Source organism: Mesorhizobium sp. INR15, from assembly GCF_015500075.1.
Lineage (GTDB): Bacteria > Pseudomonadota > Alphaproteobacteria > Rhizobiales > Rhizobiaceae > Mesorhizobium.
In genome coordinates this window covers 3,812,072-3,830,137 of the sequence record NZ_CP045496.1, presented here as the reverse complement: position 1 = coordinate 3,830,137, position 18,066 = coordinate 3,812,072, and the positions used below count along the sequence as shown (strand labels likewise).

Genomic DNA, 18,066 nt, shown 5'->3' with positions numbered 1-18,066 from the left:
CATAGCGCTTTCCCTTGGGAATTTGCGTGAAATACAGGGCTGGTTATTCTCTGTTGTCGGCGTAGCTTGACTGCGCCGACTTGAAATCAGTGCCAGCGCCAGCCGCGGAATCGCCGCGCATCGTCATCAAGGCGCCGGATGCGGCTGGATCGCTGATTTGTTCCAGCATGGCGCGAAAGCGGTCATTGTTCAGCGCCGACATTGCCGTGTTTCGCGCTTGCGCGACATCATCCCTGATACGTCTGGATTCCGCTGATGGTGCCTGCGGCGCCGCTCCCTGGGTCGGCATGTCTAGTGTCGTCGGTGTCGAGTTGGCAATATTCGTGATCTGCAATTCTGGCCCCCTCAAGCCCGTACATTAGTCACTCATAACGAGGCAGGGGTTGCGATCCTGTGCGGGAATTCCAGCGCAATTTAACAATTCCAAAAAAAGGCCGGCAAGGGAATGAATCCCTCGCCGGCCTGCCTCACCCGCCCGTGGGTCGGTTTCCCGTATCAGAACGATCCCATCTGAAAGAAACCGGCCGTCATTGCCACTACCGGTTAACGCCCAGCGCCGAGGCAAGGCGCACAAGCGAGAGGAACTCGGACCTGTACCCAAACGGGTCGGCTCCTCGGGCGGCAGTAGCAATCTCCATGATCTTGTCGTAGCCGAACTTCGCGGTCGCATCCTCGTCGCGCAGCTTCTGGCCGAAGGCCGCGACGGCGATCGAGAAACGCTGGTCGGTGCTGGCCTGGTCGAAGGATGATATCTCGTTGGCCGAGGTCACCGGCGTGGTGATCAGCTTCGAGATGTCCTCGTTCGGCAGCTTGTAGCGGATCTTGACGAAGGCATATTCATCCGCATTGGCGACGCCGCCATTGTTCACCGTCGCCTGGCCATAGCGCAGCGGGTCCATCTGCTCGCCGCCACTGCCCTTCGGCGTGATCTCGTAGATGGCGGTGACCGCATGGCCGGAGCCAATGTCGCCGGCATCGACGCGGTCATTGTTGAAATCCTCACGGTTCAAGGCCCGCGTCTCATAACCGATCAGCCGGTATTCAGAGACCTTGTCGGGATTGAATTCGACCTGGATCTTCACGTCCTTGGCGATGGTGAACAGCGTCGAGGACGCGTCCTCGACCAGCACCTTCTCGGCCTCGGCCAACGTATCGATATAGGCAGCGGTACCATTGCCGTTCTGGGCGATGGTCTGCATCATCTGGTCGTTCAGATTGTCGCGGCCGAAGCCGAACACCGACAGGAACACGCCGGTCTTGCGCTCCTTCTCGATCAGCCGCTTCAGGTCGTCATCATCGGACTGGCCGACATTGAAATCGCCGTCAGTGGCCAGCATCACCCGGTTGACGCCATCCTTGACGAAGGATTGCTGGGCAAGCTTGTAGGCTTCCTTGATGCCGGCCTCGCCGGCTGTCGAGCCACCCGGCTGCAGATTGTCGATCGCCGCCAGGATCTTGTCCTTCTCGGACCCCTTGGTCGGCATCAGCACCGTACCGGCTTCACCCGCATAAGTGACGATCGAGACCGTGTCATCGGGCTTCAGCTTGTTGACCAGCAGACGGAACGCCGACTGCAGCAACGGCAACTTGTCAGGCTCGTCCATGGAGCCCGAAACGTCGATCAGGAAGACCAGGTTGGCCTTCGGCTGCTCCGTTGGCTTGATGTCGAAACCCTTGATGGCGACATGCATCAGCTTGGTATGCGTATTCCACGGCGTCGGCATGACGCTGACCGTCGAGTTGAATGGCGTCGAAGCCGTATCAGGGCCCTTCCAGTCATAGGGAAAGTAATTGATCATCTCTTCGACGCGGACCGTGTCGGCCTGCGGCACGAAGCCTTCCTTCAGCGAACGCCGCACGAAGGAATAGGAAGCCGTGTCGACGTCGATCGAGAAGGTCGAGACCGGATCCGCAAGTGCGGCATGCACCGGATTGGTCTTGAAATCCTCGATGCGGTCACGGTTTTCCTCCTGTGGCGCAATCTGATCCGCTGGCGCCATGGACGGCTGCGGCGCCATCAGCTTGGACTCCGCCATGGGCGCCACCCGCGCATTCCTGGGCGCGTTTGTCGCGCCATCCAGCGCGAATTCGCCGGTCGGTGCAGGCGCCGCCTCGGGCACCTGCTTGTAAGTCTGCAAGGTGCCGTACTCAGTTTCGTTGGCTGCCGGAACCCCGGTCGGCGACGCCTTTCCTCCCGATTCGGACTTCGGCGGCGCGGCCGGCGCTACGAGCGCATCGGTGGCGTCACGGCTTTCCACATCCGCGTCGGCCTTCTTGTCCTTGGCCAGTTCGGTCGGAGCCTGTTTGAGCTCCGCGGTGGTCGGCTTGATGGTCGCGGGCTTGTCGGCCAGCGTCTCGGTGACCTTGCCGTTGTCGCCGAAATGGCTCGGCGTCTCCTCAAGCATATAGAAGGTGGCGTATCCGGCGATCGGCAGGGCGACGAGCCCGGCGATGGCTGGCGTGGCGATGAGTTTCTTTTGCATGATCTCGCTCCAGAGCTTTTGTGCTCGCTCAGTGAGACGAAGCCCGGCGGTCGATCCTTGGGTGACGGTCGAAATATTTTCCTGATCGAAGGCGCGCATGGCGGCCTGGAAGGCGCGTGCCTTGGCGTCCTCGCCGGGTGCCGGCACCGCGATGTCGCGCAATCTGTTGAGTTCGTTGTCGTCGACCATGGTCACACTTCCCCGGCTGAGCGCATGAGCACTTTCAGCCGTTTCTTCGCTTCATGGATGTGCCAGGAAACCGTTGTCTCCGAGATCGCCATCGCCTCGGCGGTTGCCGCATGGCTCAAGCCTTCGCCATAGACAAAGAGCACCGCGTCACGCTGCTTGTCCGGCAATTGCCGCACTGCCGCCCACAGCGCCTCGGCCGGGTCTTCCGGTTCGGCTGGCGCCTCGCCAGAGATCAGCGCGTGAACGCCGAAAGCCTCGGTCTTTGCCATGTCACGGGCGGATTTGCGCATCATGTCGCGCGCCGCGTTCAAGGTCATGGTGTAGAGCCAGGTGGTGAAGGCGCCACGGCCATGATAGTCGCGCAGCGCCTTGCCAAGCCGGACACAGACTTCCTGGGCGATGTCTTCGGCATCGGCCTTCTTTCCGCACCACCGATAGGCAGCGCGATAGACAAAGCCATAGTGCCTTTCCAGCAATTTGCCGAAGGCACCCCTGTCTCCACCCTTCGCCCGCCCGATCAGATCGGCGTCGGAGGCTTCGCTTTCATCCAGCATCATCGCCATCATTTGACTGTTGGACGAAGGCTAATGGTGATTCCTTGGGCCGATGGAAAGATTTTTTTCAAAACAGTGCTTTTGAGTGCAGGCATGTTGAGATTCAGGTCAGGCCGAGCCGAGAATGGTTGGGACCGAGAACCGGAACGGAGCGTACGTTTGGGTACGTGAGTACCGGAAGCGCAGGTACTAGCCATTCGCAGGCCGGCATCACCTGAATATCAGCATGCCTGGCCTGCGACCCAGCCAGACGACCACGCCCACTGGAAATTATAGCCGCCGAGCCAGCCCGTGACGTCAACGGCCTCACCGATGAAAAACAGGCCAGGCACGGATTTCGCCTGCATGGTCTTCTGGTCGAGCCCGTTCGTATCCACCCCGCCAAGCGTCACTTCCGCTGTCCGGTAGCCCTCCGACCCGGCTGGCTTGATGCGCCAGTCGTTGACCGCGGCCTCGATGATCTTGATCTGGGCGTCGGATAGATCGGCAAGATTGCCATCGATGCCGGTTCGCTCAGCAATCGCCTGGGCAAGCCGTTTCGGCAGATGATTTGCCAGCACCGTCTGCACCGCCTGCCGGCCATTGCCGCGCTTGGCGGCACGGACGAGCTCGGCCACATCCACCCCCGGCAGCATGGCGATGCGGATTTCGTCACCCTCGCGCCAATAAGAGGAGATTTGCAGGATGGACGGCCCGCTGGCGCCGCGATGCGTGAACAGCATCGCCTCGGAAAACCGCACCTTGCCGCAGGCGACTTCGGCGTCGACCGCATTGCCGGCCAGCGGCGAAAGCCGCTCAAGCGTCATGGCGTCGAAGGTCAAAGGCACCAGAGCCGGCCGCGTCTCGACAACGGCAAGGCCAAACTGCGCCGCAAGCTCGTAGCCGAAGCCAGTCGCCCCCATCTTGGGAATAGACTTGCCGCCACAGGCAACGACCACGGACCGGCAGGAGATTGTGCCGGTGGAGAGCGTGAGTTCAAAACCATCCACGGCTTTGCTGACGTTTTGAACCTGCGTCGACAGCGCCAATTCCACGCCCCTGCCCTGCATTTCCGAGACCAGCATCTCGATGATCTGGCGCGCGGAGCCATCACAGAACAGCTGGCCCAAGGTCTTCTCGTGATAGGCGATGCGGTGGCGTTCAACCATCGCAATGAAATCGCGCTGCGTATATCGGCTGAGCGCCGAGATGCAGAAATGCGGATTCCTCGAGATAAAATTCTTCGGGCTGGCATGGATGTTGGTGAAGTTGCAGCGGCCACCGCCGGAGATGCGGATCTTTTCGCCGGGCATCGCCGCGTGATCGAGGATCAGCACCGAACGGCCGCGCTTGGCGGCCTCCACGGCGCACATCATTCCGGCAGCGCCGGCGCCGATGATCACGACATCATAGTATTGCATCAGGCCAATTCGTTCCCGCTCGGCCCGCGCCGCTTAGCCGGGCGAGCCACTCATTGCGCCTGATACCCTCAAATATGCCCTGCGGCCAACAGGATGGTGAACTCAGGCCAGCGTTTCGGCGAACAAGGCCGTCAATCGCTTCCAGTGGCGCTCGGCCCCGATGGCGTTGAAGACGCTGTGGTCGGGTACACACCAGCCATGCGCCATGCCGAGATAGTTCTCCAGAACATGGTCGACCTCGGCAACGCGCAGCGCCTCGGCCAGCCGCGCCGACTGCTCCGGCGGGAAACTTCTGTCGACGCCCGCCATGCCGACATAGACGCGCGCCTTGAGCGAAGCCGCCTTGCGATGCGGACTGTCGCCGGCATCGCTGGCCAGATTGCCGCCGTGAAAGCTGGCCGCTGCCTCTATCCTGTCGGGATAGGCTGCGGCGGCATTCAGCGCCCGGCCACCGCCCATGCAATAGCCGACGGTGCCGACCGGTCCGGTGACGCCCTCCGCTGCCAGCGCGTCGAGGAACGCGCCGGTGTCGCTGATGGTCATCTCCTGCGTGGTGCCGGTCACCAGGGCCATCAACGCGGCCTTGCTCTTTTCCTCGACGAAAGCTGTCTTGGCATCGAACGGGCCATAGGGCGCGTTGCGGTAAAAAAGATCGGGCACCAGCACCGCATAGCCCTCGCCCGCCAGCCGCTCGGCCATGCCGTCAAGCGCTGGACGCGGACCGAAGGCGTCCTGGTAGAGAATGACACCGGCCTTGGCCGGGGAAGCCGTCGCGGAGTGGAACAGCCCGGCCTTTGCGGTGCCATCCCTGGTCTTGATTTGCAGATCCTGCTTGGTCATCGCCCGCTCCGTTGGTGTATCGTGCGATACATATCCGCACGGCTTGGCAGGGCAAGACTTAGCCTGAACGCAGCAGTCAACATTTCGTGCGGCATTGCTGCGCTCGGCGGTTGACGCGAGAGACGTCAGCCTTCGGTGTGCACGGTTCGGGCGCCGACATGCAGCGCACGTCCGGCACCAAATCCCATGATGGCGACGCCGAGTCCGAGCCCGACAAACAGGAAGGCCGTCTCCGAGAAACTTCCGGTCCAACCCCGGATCAATCCGACCAGCAGCGGACCGAATGCGGCCAGCACATAGCCGACGCCTTGCGCCATGCCCGAAAGGTGAGCGGCGACATGCGAATCCGGCGAACGCAGCACGATCAAGGTCATGGCCGCAGCGATCAAACCACCCTGCCCGATGCCTTGCAGGATCGCCCAGAAAAGCACGGTTGAGGTCGGAGCGAACAGAATGCCGAGCAGTGCAATCACCGCTATGGCGACAAGCGCCACATTGATGACCCGTTGGTCCTTGAGCCGCATTGCCAGGGAAGGTACGCCCAGACAGGTGATGACCTGCGCCATGACGGATACCGAGACGAGGACGCCGGCGGTCGCCGCGTCGAAGCCGCGCTCACGCAGGATCGGCGCCAGCCAGCCGAAGATGCAATAGGCAAGCGCCGACTGTAGCCCCATGAACAGCGTCACCTGCCATGCCAAGCGATCACGCCAGAGGCCAACGACACGAAAGCCGCGATGGCTTGCTTGCCGCCGGCTGCCGAGCGCCTGCGGGATCCAGATCAGCAGCACCACCAATGTCGGCACGGCCCACGCCGCCAGCGCCCCTGACCAGGAGCCCGTGACAAGATGCTCGATTGGCAGCGTCAGGCCGGCGGCAGCGGCTGAGCCGGCGCAAAGGGCCATTGTGTACAGGCCGGTCATGACGGCGGCCTTGTCGGCAAAGTCGCGTTTCACCAGGCCCGGCAGCAGCACATTGCCAATGGCGATGGCACCACCCGCCAGGAAGGTCGCGGCAAACAGCAGCGGGACAGATCCGAACCAACGCAGCCCAGTTCCCAGTGTCAAAAGCGCGAGCGCGCCAAGCAAGGTGCGTTCAGCCCCGTAGCGCTGGGCAAGTCCAGGTGCAAAGGGCGCGAACAGGCCCAGGCACAACACCGGCAGCGTGGTCAGCAGGCTGGCGCCCGTCGTCGACAGCCCGGTTTCGTGCATCACCTCGGGCAACAGCACCGACAGGCTGGAAAACAGCGGCCGCAAGCTGAAGGCGATCAACACCAGGCTGGCCCCAAGCACGATGCGCGCGGCACGGCTTCGCGGTTCGGGTGGCTGCGGCTGGGGCAAGCTGTCGGCTTCAGCATCGACAAGCTGGGCATCCAGACCCTTGGCGGCTTCGGATTGCGCCTTGGGATCAGGCTGGCGAAATGTCTGGTTCATTGTGAGAGCAGTCTTTCGAGTTCGGCAAGCACCGGCGCCATGAAGGCGCGAACAGCGGCAACCGCGCGGTCGGGATCGCCCGAGGCGATGGCGTCGACGATAGCCGCATGCGCCTGCTGATCCGGTTCCGGCAGGTCTCCATCGAGGGTGGCGTGAATGGTTTCGGTGATGGCAGCGGTGAAGAAGTCGTAGAGTTCCATCATCGCCTTGTTGCCGGATGCAGCGACAACCGACTTGTGGAAAGCGATGTCACGACCGATGAAGGCTTCGCTGCCGCCGTCGGCGACGCTGCCGCGCACGGCAAGCAGTTGCCTGATACAGTCCAGGTCGGCGGGCGTGTGGCGCAAGGCGGCGAGCCGTGCGGCCTCGAGGTCCAGCGCCGCCCGCGCCTCCCACTGGTCGCGCAGGCTGGCGCGCTTTACCCGGTCGAGCGCGGCTGACGAATCGATGACAGATCGCACATAGGTGCCGGAGCCCTGGCGCGTATCCAGCAGGCCTTGCGAGACCAGCACCCGCACCGCTTCCCGCACCGTGCCGCGGCTGACCAACAACAGGTCGGTCAAGGCCGCCTCATTGGGAATACGCGCGCCCACGGCCCAGCGGCCGCGCAATATCTCGGCACGCAGGCTGTCGGTGGCACTGTCGGTAAGGTTGGTTCTAAAGGCGGGTTGCATCGGCCTATTCATCAAGTCATCAGATGACTTGATGAATAGGCTCGCTTGCAGCTGAGGTCAAGCCAGTCCGAGAGATTCTCGACTAGGCAGGCAGCGCCGCAAAGCTCGCCATGTGAAATGCCTGGATCCCCTTGGGATAGCGGTAGGCCGTGCCATAAGGACAAGCGTTGCGGTCAAGGCAGCCGCCGCTCCGGCACGGTTCGCCATGCGAACCTCGCACATGCGTCAGACACGTCTGATAGGCAAATCCCTCCGGAGAATAGGCGTCGACCGGACAGGATTTCATGCAGGGTTTTCCGACACATGCATCGCAAAGGTGAATCACCGTCTCAGCAATTTGAATAGGCAGCTCGCTCTCGGACAGCAGCGCGCCGCGATAGGCGTGCCAAAGCCCGTATCTGGGGTGCATGAGGATACCGAGCGGCGACGGCTTCAGCCCCTCTACCCGCATCGCCCATTGCTGGAACGGCAGATAGGGCTTGTCCGAGGGCGAGACGGCGCGCGCACCGAACTGCTTGGCCACAACGCCAATCAGCTCGCGCGACCAGGTGTCGAGGGGGTCTTTGATGTCCTGCGGCTGGCGCTCGCGCCATTTCAGAAAGTGGGGCCAAGGCGCCGCACCCGCCTGCCCGACCAACAATACGGACTTGGCCGGCGCGCCTGACGCGCCGGTTGTCGGCGCTTCGCCAGGTGCGAAGTTGAAACCACCGCGCAGGATGAGGCCGTTGGCAAGCAGCGCCGCGGCGATACCGTCAACGCTGCCCGCGGGCACGCTCATCCCTTCTTGACCGGATCGGAGAATGCACTCCGCCAGACTTCCTTGTGGATGATGTTGGCGACTTTAGCCCCGCCTGACTCGGGCTCCTTTCACGTGAAGGCGTCGGGCATCGACCCCTTCTTCTTGGCGATGAAGTCCTTCAGGGCCTCGTCGATGCTCGGATCGAGATACGGCGCCTCGTAGCTTTCAAGCCAGCGGCGGGCGAGATCATTGGCGCGCTGCGGTGCGGTCTTCTCGCCCTCGGCCAGCCACTGCTCGTAGGAATTGTTGTCGGCGATGTTGGAGCGGTAGAAGGCGGTCTGGAAATTGGCCTGGGTGTGGTCGCAGCCGAGATAGTGGCTGCCTGGGCCAACCTGGCGGATGGCATCCATCGCCTGGCCGTTCTCCGACAGGTCGACGCCTTCGGAGAATTTTTGCGTCATGCCGAGCTGGTCGATATCCATCATGAATTTTTCGTAGCAGGAGGCGAGCCCGCCCTCGAGCCAGCCAGCCGAGTGCAGCACGAAATTGGTGCCGGCCAGAATGGTCGAGTTCAGCGTGTTGGCGCTTTCATAGGCAGCCTGCGCATCAGGAACCTTTGACGCGCACAGTGAACCGCCGGTGCGGAACGGCAGGCCGAGACGGCGGGCAAGCTGTGCCGCGCCATAGGATACCAGCGACGGCTCCGGCGTACCGAAGGTCGGTGCGCCCGACTGCATGGAGATCGACGAGGCGAAGGTGCCGAACAGCACCGGCGCGCCCGGCCGGATCAGCTGCGTGAACGACGCGCCGGCCAGCACCTCGGCCAGAACCTGCGTCAGCGTGCCGGCCACCGTCACTGGGCTCATCGCGCCGGCGAGGATGAACGGCGTGACGATGCAGGCCTGGTTGTGACGCGAATAGACTTTCAGCGCACCCAGCATCGTCTCGTCGAACACCATCGGCGAGTTGGCGTTGATCAGGCTGGTCAGCACCGTGTTGTTTTCGACGAAATCGTCACCGAACAGGATCTTGGCCATGGCAACGGTGTCTTCAGCACGCTCCGGCGCGGTCACCGAGCCCATGAACGGCTTGTCCGAATATTTGATGTGCGAATAGATCATGTCGAGGTGGCGCTTGTTGACCGGCACATCGACCGGCTCACACACCGTGCCGCCCGAATGGTGGATTGATGGCGCCATGTAGGCGAGCTTCACGAAATTCCGGAAATCCTCGATCGTGGCGTAGCGGCGGTTGCCGTCGAGATCGCGAACGAAGGGAGGTCCGTAGACCGGCGCGAAGACGGTGGCATTGCCGCCGATCTGCACCGAGCGCTCGGGGTTGCGGGCATGCTGGGTGTAGATTGAAGGCGCGGTCTTCAGCAGCGAGCGGCAGAGGCCTTTGGGAAAGTGCACGCGCTCGCCCTTGACGTCGGCGCCGGCTTCTTTCCAGAGCTGCAGCGCCTCGGCGTCGTCGCGGAAGATGATGCCGATCTCTTCGAGCACCGTGTCGGTGTTCTTCTCGATCAGCGCCAGGCCTTCCTCGTTCAGCACCTCGTATACGTTGATCTGGCGCTTGATGTAGGTGAGCTGGGTGCCGGGGCCGCCGCCCGAACGCGCCGCGCGGCGCGCCGCCGCTCCGCCGCTGGCGCCGCGCCCGCGCCGCGCGTTTGACGCTTCCTGATCAACTGCCGCGTGTTCGCTCATGGTGGTTCTTCCCTGAATTTGTTCTTGCCTGGAATCCATCGCGGCCTCGGATCGCCGCTTCTTCCCGGATCGTAGCCATGCACCCTATTCGAAACGGCCCGCCAGCGCCAACGCCTGTCGCAAAATCGACAAGAATTCCAAGAGAGTTACGGTCGCTTTCCTTTTGCGGGAAGTCGCAAATCAGCTATGGATACCTGCCCCTCGCGGGTTAGGTATGAACGCGAATATTTTGTGCCTTGCGACACAGTCGCGATGCCGGCAGGAGCTCGATACATATGGCCGACGACGAGATCATCCTTTCCGAACTTTCCGACGATGAGTTGGTGCAGCAGATGCACGACGATCTCTATGACGGGTTGAAGGAAGAGATCGAGGAAGGCACCAACATCCTGCTCGGGCGCGGCTGGATACCTTACAAAGTGCTGACCGAGGCGCTGGTCGAAGGCATGCGCATCGTCGGCGAGGATTTTCGTGACGGCATCCTGTTTGTTCCGGAAGTGCTGCTTTCGGCCAATGCGATGAAGGCCGGCATGTTCATCCTGCGCCCGCTGCTTGCCGCCACCGGCGCGCCGAAGCAGGGCAAGATGGTGATCGGCACGGTCAAGGGCGACATTCACGACATCGGCAAGAACCTTGTCGGCATGATGATGGAAGGCGCCGGCTTCGACGTCATCGATCTCGGCATCAACAACGCGGTCGAAAAGTATCTCGATGCGATCGAGCAGCATCAGCCTGACATCATCGGCATGTCGGCGCTGCTGACCACGACCATGCCCTACATGAAGGTCGTCATCGACACGATGAAGGAAAAGGGCATCCGCGACGACTACGTCGTGCTGGTTGGCGGTGCGCCGCTCAACGAGGAATTCGGCAAGGCCGTTGGCGCCGACGCCTATTGCCGCGATGCGGCGGTAGCGGTCGAGACCGCCAAGGACTACATGAAGCGCAAGCACAACGTGCGCGCTTCCGCCTGAAGAAAAGGCCGCCTGTCATGGCGGCCGTTTCGCTCGATAATATATGCCTCCGAGGAGGATAACGTCTTATTGAGTAGCGTTGGCGACCTTCTTGCCGGCGCTCTTGGTAGCGTCAATCGTATTCGCGGCATCCTTGCCGACGCCACGGATGGTATTCGCGCAAGCTGAAACCAGCAGCACGCTGGCTAGCACCGCGACGACTGCATATGTGGATGTTTTCATGGACGGTTTATCTCTCTCTCGGTAGATTCGCCTCAAAGCAACGAAAGCCGGCTTAGCTGGTTCCATGGCCAAGACCCGAACAACGAAACCAGACCAGGCCGACAGGCTGCTAGTCATCGCCTGCGGGATGATTGCGCGCGAGGTTTTGGCCATCAAGGAACAGCTCGGCCTCGATCACCTTGAATTGACCTGTCTGCCGGCGGAATTTCATTTCTATCCGGACCGCATCGCGCCTGCCATGGACAAGGCGATCGAGAAGGCCAAGGCGGAAGGGTACAGCAACATCTTCGTCGGCTATGCCGACTGCGGCACCGGCGGCTTGCTCGACCGCGTGCTGGAGAAACATGGCGTCGAGCGCATGGCCGGCCCGCATTGCTTCGCTTTCTATCAGGGCATGGAAGCCTATGCGAAGGTTGCCGACGACGACATGATGTCGTTCTACATGACCGATTTCCTGTGTCGCCAGTTCGACGCCTTCTTCATGAAGCCGCTCGGCCTCGACAGGCATCCGGAACTGATCAAGGACTATTTCGGCAACTACGAGAAGCTGATCTACCTCGCCCAGACCAACGATCCGGAACTCGACAAAGTCGCCGAAAAGGCGGCGAAAATGCTCGGCCTCGTCTACGAACGCCGTGCCACCGGCTATGGCGACCTGACCGCCGGGATGGCGCAGGCCGCGGCTGTTGCCTGACTAGGTGCCTACAGTTCCGCAAGCACATCGGCGAAGCTCGTCTTGCACACGAACCCCAGCCGGTCCCGTACGCGCGAGGCATCGTAAACGCGGTCAATCGAGGAAAACATCGTCCAGCCTTTGCGCGCATAAAGCCCTGGAAACTCTGGGAAATACCGCGCAACCACGGATGGTGCATCCATAATCAGCGCCGCGCAATCGTCGGGCTGAAACGGCGTCGGCGCCGAAACGATAAAAGTGTCGAAGCCGAGCTGCCGCACCTTGTCCAGCGCGACAACATGAGCTTCGGCGGCATCCTCCACCGTCAGCCTGCGGAACAGCAACTCGTTGACCTTGGTGTTGGCGTCCGTTTGCTCGATCGCATGCGCCATGTCGTCGGCCTCCGGAAAGAACCGTGCCGTGCGCAGGATGATCACCGGCAGGCCGTGCCGCAGGTGATAGAGGCGGCAAAGATGTTCCGCCGACAGCTTGGTGACACCATAGATATTGCGCGGCTCGGGCAACATGGTTTCCGTCAGCCAGGCAGCCTTGCGCGCGCCGCCAATGAAGCCGTCGCGTATCGCTTGCGAAATCATCAGCGAGGTCGTCGATGTCATAACAAAGCGCTGCACACCAGCCGTCACGGCCGCATCGAGCAGGTTGAGCGTGCCTTGGACATTCGTGGCGACGAATTCGCTGTTGCCATGATTTTCGATGTTCGGCTTGTGCAAAGCGCCGCTGTGAATGATGGCCTCGATGCGATTCTCCGCGACCACGCGCATGACAAGCTCACGATCGGCGATTGAACCGACAATGCGCGTTTCAGCTGAAGGGGCCGGGTCGAGCCCGGTGACCTCGTGACCAAGGGCGCGCAGGCGCGGCGCCAGGGAGCTGCCCAACCAACCCGATGATCCCGTCAGCAAGATTCGCATTTCGCCGCGCCATGATTTTTGACCTGTGACGCTGTTAAGCACGGATGACAGGCCGCCGCGAATGGGTAAATTGAGCGCCAGCCGGACAAAGACGCTGCTCCAGTCATCAACTGACACTCACCAACAGGAAATCCTCGATGACCCTTCGCCCCTTGCTCGCCGTGGTCGGCCTACTCTGCTGCACCCTCCCTGCCCTTGCTGATGGCGAAGTTCAGAAATTGATCACGGCAGCCGACAAGGCGCGGCTCGAAAAATATGGCGAGACGCGCAAGGCTGCCTTGGCCGAGGCAAAGGCTGGCGAGCCAGCCGAGGTCAAGCAGCTCGACGCCCTGTTGGCAAAACCCATCGTTTCCTTCTCCGACAAGGACCTGACCGGCAACTGGCAGTGCCGCACCATCAAGGCCGGCGGCATCAGCCCGCTGGTTATCTATGGCTGGTTCAAGTGCAAGGTAACCGATGACGGTTCGGGCTGGCGTCTGGAAAAGATCAGCGGCTCGCAGCGCACCACGGGCCGCTTTTTCGATGATGGTGAAAAACGCTCGATCTATCTCGGCTCCGGCTACGTCAATGATAACAAGGCAAAGCCCTATGGCAGCGGCCCGCAAACCGACCAGGTCGGCTACGCGTTCCGAACCGGCGCCAAGGAATGGCGCATTGAATTCCCGGCGCCCTATTACGAATCGAAGCTCGACATCGTTGAGTTCAAGCGCTGATCGGGGTAATTCCAATCATCAAGGATTAACCTGGACGCCCTAGCATCCGGCCCACCAAGGCCGGTATCGGCCGCATCTCGTCTGGCGGTGCGACACGACGCATGGAACCCCTGAAGTCGAACATTGTCATCGTCACTGAAGGTGGCCCGCATATCTGGGCAATCGTCAATGCCATCGTCGATCGATTGGGGCCGGTCAATGTCATCCTCGAAACACCTGAATCCAAAAAGCAATTGCTGCTCAGGCGGGCTCGCCGGCAGGGCTGGATTTCGGCCGTCGGACAGCTCGGCACCATGGTGCTGACGCGGTTGGGAAAACGCTTCTTCGCCGGCCAAGCGGCGCGCATGATCGCCGAACAAAAGCTGCAGACAGAACCGAAGCCGAGCCAGTCGATCATCGACGTTTCGTCAGCCAACGCCTCCGAGTGCCTGGATGCGATCGCCAAGCTGCAACCAAGCGTCGTCTTTCTTGCCGGATGCCGGATGCTGACGCGCGAGACGCTATCCAAAATCCCCTGCCCGGTCATCAACTACCACGCTGGCATCACGCCCAAATACCGGGGCATGAACGGCGGCTATTGGGCGTTGGTGAGCGACGACGCTGACAATTTTGGCGCCACCGTGCTGCTCGTCGACGCCGGCGTCGACACCGGCGGCGCGCTGCGGCAGGTGCGAGGCAAGCCTGAGCGTCGCGACAGCATTTCAAGCTATGCTCTGCGGCAGGCTGCATTCTCGCGCGATATCTGCGTCGAGGCGATCAGCGATGTTCTGGCCGGCAAGCTCGCCACCATCGACCCCAGCCTGCCTTCGAAGCAATGGTATCACCCGACTGTCTGGTTTTACCTTTGGACAGGCATCCGAACCGGCATCTGGTAGCACATGCGCCCCTCCAGGCCGCGGGTCGTGCGCTGGACTTTTGTCGCCGCGAACCCGCCTCCAGGTCATGCCGCCAACGAATAAACACACCTTTCATTTTACGACATTCAAATGCGTCGCTTTTGAATGCGCGCGCGTCGTCCCATAACAAGCAGCCCAACAGCGCTTCCGGCAAAGCTCGATACCACGAGGAGTGAGAATTCATGGCCGATCTTATTGTCGTCTACTGGCGCGACATCCCAGCCCAGGTCATCGTCAAGAAGGGCCGGCAGAACGCCAAGCGCGAACTGCCGCTGCGCTTCACGGAGGCGATCGACATGTGTGCGATGCGCACTGGCGCCGGCGGCACAGACGACTATCTGGCCGAATGGCGCAAGGCCGATCCGGTTCCAGTCGGCGACGACCTCGAAGCTGAAGTCGAAAAAGCCTTCAACGACCTCGACACCAAATATGACCGTGAGCGGCTGGTCGCTCTGGTGAAAGCGGGCGGGAAAGAAAATGTCTGAAGCCACCCCTGCCAAGGATGGGCCGGCGGTTACCCAGGCCACACTGGTCAAGAAGGCAGCGCCGAAGTCCGACTACAAGCCTGCCGACGTGTCGCCGCAGCGGCGCGTGCAGCGCTCCTTCGCGGTCCGGCTATGGTCGATCAGGCATTCGCGCCTGCTTGAGTGGTTCTACGCCCGTTTCGCCGACACGTTCCTGCTCCTGCATCCCTTGTGGAAAGGCATCGGCTACGGCCGTGTCGAAGCTCCGATCAAATTTGTCGAAAAGCGCGTCAAGGGTTTCATGTTCGATTGCCGCATGTGCGGCCAGTGCATCTTGTCATCGACCGGCATGTCGTGCCCGATGAACTGCCCGAAGCAGTTGCGCAACGGACCTTGCGGCGGCGTGCGCGCCAACGGCAATTGCGAGGTCGAGCCTGATATGCCCTGTGTCTGGGTCAAGGCCTGGGAGGGGTCGCAGAACATGGTCAATAATGAAAAGATCCTGACCGTACAGAAGCCGGTCGACCAGTCGCTGCGCGAAACCTCGGCCTTCCTGCGGGTGACCGCTCAGGCGGCGGTTGCCCGCGAAGCAGCAGATGCGGCCAAGACCGGGGCATCCGCATGATCGGCCGCCAGCGCGACGAGAACCCGGAAGGCATCCACCTGCCGCTCGAACCCTTGCCCGGCCACACCTCGCGTGGCCGGTTGGAGCGCGTGTTGCGGCGCGGCGAATTCGCGGTGACGACCGAGCTCAATCCGCCCGACAGCGCCGATCCGGAAGACGTCTACAACAGAGCGAAAATCTTCGACGGCTGGGTCGACGCCATCAACGCCGTCGACGCGTCGGGCGCCAACTGCCACATGTCGTCGGTCGGCATCTGCGCCTTGCTGACCCGCATGGGCTATGCGCCGATCATGCAGATCGCCTGCCGCGACAAGAACCGCATTGCCATCCAGGGCGACGTGCTGGGCGGAGCGGCGATGGGCGTCGCCAACATGCTGTGCCTTACTGGCGACGGCGTGCAGGCCGGCGACCAGCCCGGCGCCAAGCCGGTGTTCGATCTCGATTCCATGTCGCTGCTCGAAACCTGCCGCATCATGCGCGACAACGGCAAATTCCTGTCCGGGCGCAAGCTGACGACGCCGCCGCAGCTGTTCCTGGGCGCCGCCGTCAACCCCTTCGCGCCGCCGTTTGATTTCCGTCCTATCCACCTCGGCAAGAAGATTGCCGCCGGTGCGCAGTTCGTTCAGACGCAATATTGCTTCGACGTGCCGATGTTCAAAACCTTCATGCAGAAGGCGCGTGATCTCGGTCACACGGAAAAGGTGTTCATCCTGGTCGGCGTCGGCCCGCTGGCCTCGGCCAAGACCGCCAAGTGGATCCGCTCCAACGTGCCGGGCATTCACATTCCGGATGCCATCATCAAGCGGCTGGAAGGCGCACAGGACCAGAAGAAGGAAGGCAAGCAGCTCTGCACCGACATCATCAACGAGGTGAAGGAAATTCCCGGCGTCTCCGGTATCCATGTGATGGCCTATCGGCAGGAAGAGTATGTCGCGGAGATCGTCGATGAATCGGGCGTGCTCAAAGGGCGCCAGCCGTGGAAACGCGAGATTCGCCGTGACGACCAGATGGTCGCCGACCGGCTTGACCACATATTGCATGACGACATTACCGAAACGCAGGTGGACATGGTGAAGACCGCGCACTGACGGCGCGGACAACCACCCGTTCGCTTGAACGAAACCAGACAACGATATAAAGAAATCTTTATATCATGGCGGAGAGAATTCATGACGCGTACCATTGTCGCCTCGGCGACACGAGAAATCATCATCGGCTTCGACCAGCCGTTCTGCGTGATCGGCGAACGCATCAACCCGACTGGCCGCAAGAAGCTGGCCGCCGAGATGATCGCTGGCAATTTCGACACCGTCATCAGGGACGCGCTTGAGCAGGCCGCCTGCGGCGCCACCATGCTCGACGTCAATGCCGGCGTCACCTCGGTCAACCCCAACGAAACCGAGCCCGGCCTTCTGGTGCAGACGCTGGAGATCGTGCAGGGTCTGGTCGACTTGCCGCTGTCGATCGACTCCTCGGTAACGGCTGCGATCGAGGCAGCACTGAAAGTTGCCAAGGGCCGCCCGCTGGTCAACTCCGTGACCGGTGAGGAAGAGAAACTCGAGGCCATCCTGCCGCTGGTCAAAAAGTACAACGTGCCAGTCGTTGCCATCTCCAACGACGAGACCGGCATTTCGATGGATCCGGATGTGCGCTTCGCCGTCGCCAAGAAGATCGTCCAGCGCTGCGCCGATTTCGGCATTCCGGCGCATGACGTTGTTGTCGACCCGCTGGTCATGCCGATCGGCGCGCTGGGCGACGCTGGCCGCCAGGTGTTCGCCCTGCTGCGCCGCCTGCGCGAAGAGCTGAAGGTCAACACCACCTGCGGTCTGTCCAACATCTCGTTCGGCCTGCCGCATCGCCATGGCATCAACGCCGCTTTCATCCCGATGGTGATCGGCGCCGGCATGACCTCGGCGATCATGAACCCGGTGCGTCCGCAGGAAATGGAAGCCGTGCGCGGCGCCAATGTGCTCAACGGCACCGACGAGAACTGCACCAACTGGATCAGGACCTACAAGGACTACAAGCCGGCCGAAGGCGGTCAGGCGGTCGCGGCGCCCGTGGCCGTCAACGCCCCGGGCGACGCCAACAACAATGGTGGCCGCCGCCGTGGCGGCCGTGAAGCCCGCATGGGCCGGGGATAAGCGCGCAATCGTGAATCTGGCCGCAAACCTCACCAAGCCGATCGTGCTGTTGATGCCGTCGGACAGGTGCGCTTTGCGGTCAGGCGATGCTCAGCAAGGTGTCGAAAAGCACCATGCCCGCCCACGATCCGAAAACACCCGTCAGGCCGCCGATGACAAAATCATCGTCGGCGCCAGGCCAGAATCCTTGCAGCAGCAGGGCGGCGACGACCGCTCCGACAATACCCGACGCCAGGTATTGCGGATTGCGCAGCCATGGGCCCCGCAACAAGCGCACCATTGTGAAGGCGGTGAATACGGCGGACAGGAGGAGATCGGACATGATTGGCCTCTGGACCACCAGACACTCCGCCCAATAGTAAAACGATCCGTTAAACGGCATCGACAATCGATCTTGAGACCAGTGCA

General features: G+C 61.8%; 20 protein-coding genes. 8 read left to right on the top strand and 12 right to left on the bottom strand.

The genetic code is table 11. The features are described from left to right. Positions 1 to 43: 43 nt before the first annotated feature. From GA829_RS18665 to GA829_RS18625, 9 genes are all read right to left on the bottom strand, one after another. Positions 44 to 334 (bottom strand): hypothetical protein, encoded by a 291-nt coding sequence (locus GA829_RS18665; RefSeq protein ID WP_258051707.1) that lies wholly within the window; start codon positions 332 to 334, stop codon positions 44 to 46. A 202-nt stretch (positions 335 to 536) separates the two neighbouring features. Beyond that, positions 537 to 2,672: a YfbK domain-containing protein gene (locus tag GA829_RS18660; RefSeq protein ID WP_195174170.1), complete on the bottom strand. Its 2,136-nt coding sequence runs from the start codon at positions 2,670 to 2,672 to the stop codon at positions 537 to 539. 2 nt (positions 2,673 to 2,674) lie between these two features. Beyond that, positions 2,675 to 3,235, bottom strand: coding sequence for an RNA polymerase sigma factor (locus GA829_RS18655; protein WP_195179724.1), 561 nt, complete (start codon positions 3,233 to 3,235; stop codon positions 2,675 to 2,677). Positions 3,236 to 3,447: 212 nt separating this feature from the next. Further along, entirely contained in the window at positions 3,448 to 4,626 is a 1,179-nt protein-coding gene (locus tag GA829_RS18650) for a BaiN/RdsA family NAD(P)/FAD-dependent oxidoreductase (protein ID WP_195174169.1), read from the bottom strand. Positions 4,627 to 4,728: 102 nt separating this feature from the next. After that, positions 4,729 to 5,466 carry a dienelactone hydrolase family protein gene (locus tag GA829_RS18645; protein WP_195174168.1) on the bottom strand — a complete coding sequence of 246 codons (738 nt, stop codon included), beginning with the start codon at positions 5,464 to 5,466 and terminating at the stop codon, positions 4,729 to 4,731. A gap of 125 nt (positions 5,467 to 5,591) precedes the next feature. Next, positions 5,592 to 6,899, bottom strand: coding sequence for a CynX/NimT family MFS transporter (locus tag GA829_RS18640; RefSeq protein WP_195174167.1), 1,308 nt, complete (start codon positions 6,897 to 6,899; stop codon positions 5,592 to 5,594). Then, positions 6,896 to 7,573 carry a FadR/GntR family transcriptional regulator gene (locus GA829_RS18635; protein WP_195174166.1) on the bottom strand — a complete coding sequence of 226 codons (678 nt, stop codon included), beginning with the start codon at positions 7,571 to 7,573 and terminating at the stop codon, positions 6,896 to 6,898. Before GA829_RS18635 ends, GA829_RS18640 begins: the two co-directional genes overlap by 4 nt. Positions 7,574 to 7,655: 82 nt before the next feature. Next, positions 7,656 to 8,351 carry a hypothetical protein gene (locus GA829_RS18630; protein WP_195174165.1) on the bottom strand — a complete coding sequence of 232 codons (696 nt, stop codon included), beginning with the start codon at positions 8,349 to 8,351 and terminating at the stop codon, positions 7,656 to 7,658. A gap of 89 nt (positions 8,352 to 8,440) precedes the next feature. Beyond that, the gene (locus tag GA829_RS18625; RefSeq protein WP_195174164.1) at positions 8,441 to 10,015 is read right to left on the bottom strand and encodes a trimethylamine methyltransferase family protein; all 1,575 of its coding nucleotides are present in this window, start codon (positions 10,013 to 10,015) and stop codon (positions 8,441 to 8,443) included. Between the two features lie 275 nt (positions 10,016 to 10,290). Between GA829_RS18625 and GA829_RS18620 the strand changes: the two genes are divergently transcribed. After that, positions 10,291 to 10,989 carry a corrinoid protein gene (locus tag GA829_RS18620; protein WP_195174163.1) on the top strand — a complete coding sequence of 233 codons (699 nt, stop codon included), beginning with the start codon at positions 10,291 to 10,293 and terminating at the stop codon, positions 10,987 to 10,989. A 66-nt stretch (positions 10,990 to 11,055) separates the two neighbouring features. Here the strand turns inward: GA829_RS18620 and GA829_RS18615 are convergent, their stop codons facing one another. Then, positions 11,056 to 11,211 carry an entericidin domain-containing protein gene (locus GA829_RS18615; protein ID WP_195174162.1) on the bottom strand — a complete coding sequence of 52 codons (156 nt, stop codon included), beginning with the start codon at positions 11,209 to 11,211 and terminating at the stop codon, positions 11,056 to 11,058. Between the two features lie 64 nt (positions 11,212 to 11,275). Here GA829_RS18615 and GA829_RS18610 point away from each other — a divergent pair, with 64 nt between their 5' ends. Beyond that, complete coding sequence (locus tag GA829_RS18610) at positions 11,276 to 11,905, top strand: DUF1638 domain-containing protein (RefSeq protein ID WP_195174161.1); 630 nt, start codon at positions 11,276 to 11,278, stop codon at positions 11,903 to 11,905. A gap of 8 nt (positions 11,906 to 11,913) precedes the next feature. Here GA829_RS18610 and GA829_RS18605 read toward each other — a convergent pair whose 3' ends face one another. After that, on the bottom strand, positions 11,914 to 12,816 hold the full coding sequence (locus GA829_RS18605) for an NAD-dependent epimerase/dehydratase family protein (RefSeq protein ID WP_195174160.1): 903 nt from the start codon (positions 12,814 to 12,816) through the stop codon (positions 11,914 to 11,916). A 137-nt stretch (positions 12,817 to 12,953) separates the two neighbouring features. On the opposite strand from GA829_RS18605, the gene GA829_RS18600 reads away from it, so the two are divergent. The 6 genes from GA829_RS18600 to GA829_RS18575 all read left to right on the top strand — a co-directional run bounded on the left by GA829_RS18600 (position 12,954) and on the right by GA829_RS18575 (position 17,658). Beyond that, positions 12,954 to 13,529 (top strand): DUF4893 domain-containing protein, encoded by a 576-nt coding sequence (locus tag GA829_RS18600; RefSeq protein ID WP_195174159.1) that lies wholly within the window; start codon positions 12,954 to 12,956, stop codon positions 13,527 to 13,529. Between the two features lie 101 nt (positions 13,530 to 13,630). Further along, positions 13,631 to 14,404 (top strand): formyl transferase, encoded by a 774-nt coding sequence (locus tag GA829_RS18595; protein WP_195174158.1) that lies wholly within the window; start codon positions 13,631 to 13,633, stop codon positions 14,402 to 14,404. 203 nt (positions 14,405 to 14,607) lie between these two features. Next, positions 14,608 to 14,910, top strand: a complete 303-nt coding sequence (locus tag GA829_RS18590; protein ID WP_195174157.1) for a virulence factor — start codon at positions 14,608 to 14,610, stop codon at positions 14,908 to 14,910. Continuing rightward, positions 14,903 to 15,514, top strand: a complete 612-nt coding sequence (locus GA829_RS18585) for a methylenetetrahydrofolate reductase C-terminal domain-containing protein (RefSeq protein ID WP_195174156.1) — start codon at positions 14,903 to 14,905, stop codon at positions 15,512 to 15,514. The genes GA829_RS18590 and GA829_RS18585 overlap by 8 nt, the downstream gene beginning before the upstream one ends. After that, entirely contained in the window at positions 15,511 to 16,602 is a 1,092-nt protein-coding gene (locus GA829_RS18580; RefSeq protein ID WP_195174155.1) for a methylenetetrahydrofolate reductase, read from the top strand. Before GA829_RS18585 ends, GA829_RS18580 begins: the two co-directional genes overlap by 4 nt. Positions 16,603 to 16,683: 81 nt before the next feature. Beyond that, the gene (locus GA829_RS18575) at positions 16,684 to 17,658 is read left to right on the top strand and encodes a methyltetrahydrofolate cobalamin methyltransferase (protein ID WP_195174154.1); all 975 of its coding nucleotides are present in this window, start codon (positions 16,684 to 16,686) and stop codon (positions 17,656 to 17,658) included. A 79-nt stretch (positions 17,659 to 17,737) separates the two neighbouring features. On the opposite strand, the gene GA829_RS18570 is transcribed toward GA829_RS18575, so the two are convergent. Next, positions 17,738 to 17,980 (bottom strand): hypothetical protein, encoded by a 243-nt coding sequence (locus tag GA829_RS18570; RefSeq protein WP_258051704.1) that lies wholly within the window; start codon positions 17,978 to 17,980, stop codon positions 17,738 to 17,740. Positions 17,981 to 18,066: the final 86 nt, after the last annotated feature.

Bases quoted from the DNA above. Each gene is read 5' to 3' on its own strand.
- GA829_RS18615 (WP_195174162.1), bottom strand. From the start codon at position 11,211: ATGAAAACATCCACATATGCAGTCGTCGCGGTGCTAGCCAGCGTGCTG.
- GA829_RS18655 (WP_195179724.1), bottom strand. From the start codon at position 3,235: ATGGCGATGATGCTGGATGAAAGCGAAGCCTCCGACGCCGATCTGATC.
- GA829_RS18620 (WP_195174163.1), top strand. From the start codon at position 10,291: ATGGCCGACGACGAGATCATCCTTTCCGAACTTTCCGACGATGAGTTG.
- GA829_RS18580 (WP_195174155.1), top strand. From the start codon at position 15,511: ATGATCGGCCGCCAGCGCGACGAGAACCCGGAAGGCATCCACCTGCCG.
- GA829_RS18605 (WP_195174160.1), bottom strand. From the start codon at position 12,816: ATGCGAATCTTGCTGACGGGATCATCGGGTTGGTTGGGCAGCTCCCTG.
- GA829_RS18595 (WP_195174158.1), top strand. From the start codon at position 13,631: ATGGAACCCCTGAAGTCGAACATTGTCATCGTCACTGAAGGTGGCCCG.
- GA829_RS18570 (WP_258051704.1), bottom strand. From the start codon at position 17,980: ATGTCCGATCTCCTCCTGTCCGCCGTATTCACCGCCTTCACAATGGTG.
- GA829_RS18650 (WP_195174169.1), bottom strand. From the start codon at position 4,626: ATGCAATACTATGATGTCGTGATCATCGGCGCCGGCGCTGCCGGAATG.
- GA829_RS18610 (WP_195174161.1), top strand. From the start codon at position 11,276: ATGGCCAAGACCCGAACAACGAAACCAGACCAGGCCGACAGGCTGCTA.
- GA829_RS18575 (WP_195174154.1), top strand. From the start codon at position 16,684: ATGACGCGTACCATTGTCGCCTCGGCGACACGAGAAATCATCATCGGC.
- GA829_RS18660 (WP_195174170.1), bottom strand. From the start codon at position 2,672: ATGGTCGACGACAACGAACTCAACAGATTGCGCGACATCGCGGTGCCG.
- GA829_RS18635 (WP_195174166.1), bottom strand. From the start codon at position 7,573: ATGCAACCCGCCTTTAGAACCAACCTTACCGACAGTGCCACCGACAGC.
- GA829_RS18630 (WP_195174165.1), bottom strand. From the start codon at position 8,351: ATGAGCGTGCCCGCGGGCAGCGTTGACGGTATCGCCGCGGCGCTGCTT.
- GA829_RS18600 (WP_195174159.1), top strand. From the start codon at position 12,954: ATGACCCTTCGCCCCTTGCTCGCCGTGGTCGGCCTACTCTGCTGCACC.
- GA829_RS18640 (WP_195174167.1), bottom strand. From the start codon at position 6,899: ATGAACCAGACATTTCGCCAGCCTGATCCCAAGGCGCAATCCGAAGCC.
- GA829_RS18585 (WP_195174156.1), top strand. From the start codon at position 14,903: ATGTCTGAAGCCACCCCTGCCAAGGATGGGCCGGCGGTTACCCAGGCC.
- GA829_RS18645 (WP_195174168.1), bottom strand. From the start codon at position 5,466: ATGACCAAGCAGGATCTGCAAATCAAGACCAGGGATGGCACCGCAAAG.
- GA829_RS18625 (WP_195174164.1), bottom strand. From the start codon at position 10,015: ATGAGCGAACACGCGGCAGTTGATCAGGAAGCGTCAAACGCGCGGCGC.
- GA829_RS18590 (WP_195174157.1), top strand. From the start codon at position 14,608: ATGGCCGATCTTATTGTCGTCTACTGGCGCGACATCCCAGCCCAGGTC.